The sequence below is a fragment of the Chamaesiphon sp. OTE_75_metabat_556 genome, from assembly GCF_031378165.1.
Classification (GTDB): domain Bacteria; phylum Cyanobacteriota; class Cyanobacteriia; order Cyanobacteriales; family Chamaesiphonaceae; genus Chamaesiphon.
Genome location: NZ_JANNDR010000020.1, coordinates 1 through 3648, shown reverse-complemented (window position 1 = coordinate 3648; position 3648 = coordinate 1). Strand labels below are relative to the sequence as shown.

Below are 3648 nucleotides of genomic sequence, written 5' to 3'. Positions count from 1 at the left end.
CAACCTCAACCTCAGCGGGGATAGGTTCGCCTCGATCCTGTAAAACTTCGATATAGAGTGAGATTGCTTCTTCGATATTAACTAAAGCCTCTGCGCGGGTTTTGCCTTGACTAACACAACCCGATAAACTTGGTACCTCTGCAACAAAATAACCATCTTCGCCGAGGTATAGTAAGACTTGACGTTTTGATTTTAATTGAGATGTTGTTTGAGTCATTGTCTAGTACCCATTTATCTGCAATTTATTGATGTGTCGATCGTGTAGCGTGCCATCGGCGATCGAGTCCATTATATCTTACTCGATTAGGATTTGACTATGCTCCTCGATCGGTTATTGGTGCGTTGGTGTAGCCTCCGCTTTGCTCCAGTCGATCTGTTTTTATTCGATTGATTGATGTATGGATTCGATTGCCATTGGCACGCTATGCGAACGGGAGTTAGTAGGATCGATCGTCAACCAACTTCGTTATTCCTGCCAACTAATCGTTCTAACCACCATAAAATCGCCCAAACGATCGGGACTGTCGCAGCTAAACCGAGCCAGAATTGATGTGCAAATTGCGGCGATCGATCGAGTGCCCAACCGCCTAATGGTGGACCGATCGCATATCCAGCCGCCCAACAGAGGGAATTAATCGAGGTATAAACACCACGCAAAGAAGATGGTGCGAGATCGGCAATCAGTGACGAAGCAGTGGGGGTATAAGCAACGATCGCGATTGCAAATAAACCCAAGCCCAAACTTGCCCAGAACAGTTGGTAGCTATTACTAGTACCAGTAATCGAGATACAAGCAAAACCCAATAACCAAAAGCCACCCGAAATCATTAACGATCGCGCGTGACTCAACCTTTGCAATAACTTGAGTACTGGTAATTGACAGGCGATCGTCATGAGCAAATGCCCCGTAAATAGCGTACTAATTACCTGTGGATTGAAACCCCGCGCACCTGGTTGGGAAACAAAACCACTAAAATATAGCGGTAAAGTGGTTTGGGTTTGAGAGATATACACCGTCAGGATAATATTGACAATAACGTAAACTATCAATCGCCGATCGCGCAAGGCAGTGGTATAACCACTCACAAATCTTACGGGTGTTTTTTCTGCTGGCAATGTTTCTTGAATGCCAAAGGCGATCGTCAGTAAAAAACAGCAAAATGAGATCCCGTCGATAATAAATAGACTGCGATAGGCTCCAGTCGTACTAATCAACAGTCCCCCAGCAATAATCCCCAATCCCATGCCGACATTGTCAGCCAAGCGGGTAATTGCATAGGCAAAGCGGCGGGCTTCCCCATCAGTGAGATCGGCGACAATCGCTTCATTCGCCGGCCAATACAAGCCCAAACCCAATCCTTGCACCAGACAGCCCACCACCAACGTGGGAAAATCATTCGTCGTGGCAAAGATAAAACAAGAGATCGCCAAGACGATCGTCGCTAACAATAACACTGGTTTGCGACCCCAGCGATCGGCATAAGTCCCACTCAGCAGCCGTCCGGCAATCCCAGAAATCGAGGCACTACCTAATGCCAGTCCTACTGATGTCGCCGAGAGTCCGACTTGTTGCACAAAAAAAATCGGGGCGTAAAAGATCGTAAATCCGCTCCCGATTTCAGATAGCAATCTACCCAGTGCAAGGATCCAAATCTGTCGAGGTAACTTGGACATATGTATTCAAGATCGGGAGAACCGGGATTAGGGCTGTATCTATATACTAAGCCCTAGTCGATCGCCCGATCTCCGCAGTCGAGTCTAGATCTAGACACGGTCGGACAAGACTTCGATTCGCACTTCGCCGACGCCATCACTTTTGAGGCCGATCGCTTCAGCAGCACCAGCGGAGATATCGATCGCGCGATTGCCCCGAAATGGCCCGCGATCGTTAATGCGGACGATCGCCGACTTACCAGTTTTGATGCTAGTGACGCGGACTTTGGTACCAAAAGGTAACGTGCGGTGGGCGGCGGTCAAGCCCTGGGGATTGTAACGCTCGCCATTAGCTGTTTTAGAGCCGCCTTCACTGCCATACCAGGAAGCTTTGCCGGTGTGGGTGGAAACAACTCGATTGAGCATGGGTTGAACGGTCGTCGGGGACTGCTCGACTGTGCCACTGCTATTAGCAAACGGTCGCCCTACTGGTGCGCTCGCTCCTGGCGATCTAGTTGGCACCGTTGACTGCGTGGGACGCATCACCGGAATAGCAATGCTCGGTTCGGGTGCGACGATCGTATCCCCAATTTGGGCGATCGCGGTAGCGACGATTTGGCTGGGATGTTTGTCTTCAAACACAAACACCGGGACTCCTGCTTCAAAGCTCGGAATTTCGGCGCGATCGTTGCGGTACTGAACGACGGGGGCAACTTGTGGTTTCGGATCGGTTTCGACCCGCTCTTTGGTCGGACTCGTGCTTGCGAATACGCGCGAGTTATCGGTTTGGGGTGGGGCGATTTCCGCTTGAACGGTAGCGGAATTGACGATCGCCGTTGGTGCTGTTGTCCTAGCCAAAAGGGCTGTATTTTCTCGTGAGATCGGAATCGGCGCACCGATCTTTTTGCTGGAAAATGTTTTCAGGATTGGTGAAGTTGGTGCTGATGGTGATTTTGCCAGATCTGCCAGTTTGGGTAATGGCGTAACGGGGTTGACTGGAGTATTTGCTGGCGGAATAATTGACGCGCTCCGATCGACAATCGGTGTTCCTACCGAGTTTGGCACGCGGAGATCGGGACTAAAAGTTGCGGTGGCTGCTAAAAATACGCGGCCGGATTGCTGCTGTTTGGTCGGCAGGTTACCGATCTTGGCGATTTTCAGATCTGTTTGGGCGGGTGCAGTTTTGGTTTTGGGCGCAGTTTTAGCTTTAGTCGCAACTGAGGTAACGATCGGGAGCTTGCTGACTTGGGGAACTGCCTGGTTAATTGCGGGAATTACCGGATCGATTTTGAGTGCGGTGCCGATTAATGGCCTTGGCAACGATTGCAACAATTGAGAGCCAAAATCATCGTTATTAGTCGTCGGCGATGGTAAAGCGTTCGCGCCTACGGCAGCAATCGGTGCGGCCATCGCATTTAGTACAAATACAGTCAGACAAGTCCAACGATGTTGATTCATATCTTTATAAGCAGAAACAATATGGATTTAGTAAGACTAATTGAAAATTACCGGACATCGCTGCTGTTTGACAGCCGCCACCCGCGATTCAAAATTGGTCTACCCATCCGATCGGGATGAGCTACTAATGAGTTAGCGAACTAAACATTTGCACAGCATCGGCTTTGCAAAATCGATTTTACCTGAATTCAGTCCCAGAAAAACATCGATCTAAAAATGACGATCGGCAATTTCAACGACGATTGTATCCATAGTTTACCCAGGAGACCGAGATTAATCTCGATCTCTCAAAATAAATTGAGGTTAGTGACATTAATTGAAGGTATGAATTGCTACTCACGACGGATCTAGCGTCAATTCTCGATCGAGCCGCGATCTCTTATCTACACTAAACTCTCACGGTTTTCCTAGTCAGTAATTATACTAACTCTCAGAAAACCACCACCAAATAGATACAAAGAAAGGTCGATCCGCAAACGCGGATCGACCAGTCTCATAGCCTGCAAATAATAGATTATGCCTAATTAATAAAATTAT

The 3648-nt window shown here is 48.5% G+C and carries 3 protein-coding genes; all 3 read right to left on the bottom strand.

What is annotated here, in order from left to right; translation table 11 throughout:
• Positions 1-217, bottom strand: a 217-nt coding sequence (locus RMO27_RS00825) for a type II toxin-antitoxin system HicB family antitoxin (RefSeq protein WP_309728143.1), incomplete at its 3' end; no start/stop codon positions are given.
• A gap of 236 nt (positions 218-453) precedes the next feature.
• Positions 454-1674, bottom strand: coding sequence for an MFS transporter (locus RMO27_RS00820; protein WP_309728141.1), 1221 nt, complete (start codon positions 1672-1674; stop codon positions 454-456).
• Positions 1675-1764: 90 nt separating this feature from the next.
• Positions 1765-3111 (bottom strand): septal ring lytic transglycosylase RlpA family protein, encoded by a 1347-nt coding sequence (locus RMO27_RS00815; RefSeq protein ID WP_309728140.1) that lies wholly within the window; start codon positions 3109-3111, stop codon positions 1765-1767.
• Positions 3112-3648: the final 537 nt, after the last annotated feature.

Excerpts from the sequence above, each read along its gene's own strand:
- RMO27_RS00820 (WP_309728141.1), bottom strand. The coding sequence starts at position 1,674 with ATGTCCAAGTTACCTCGACAGATTTGGATCCTTGCACTGGGTAGATTG.
- RMO27_RS00815 (WP_309728140.1), bottom strand. The coding sequence starts at position 3,111 with ATGAATCAACATCGTTGGACTTGTCTGACTGTATTTGTACTAAATGCG.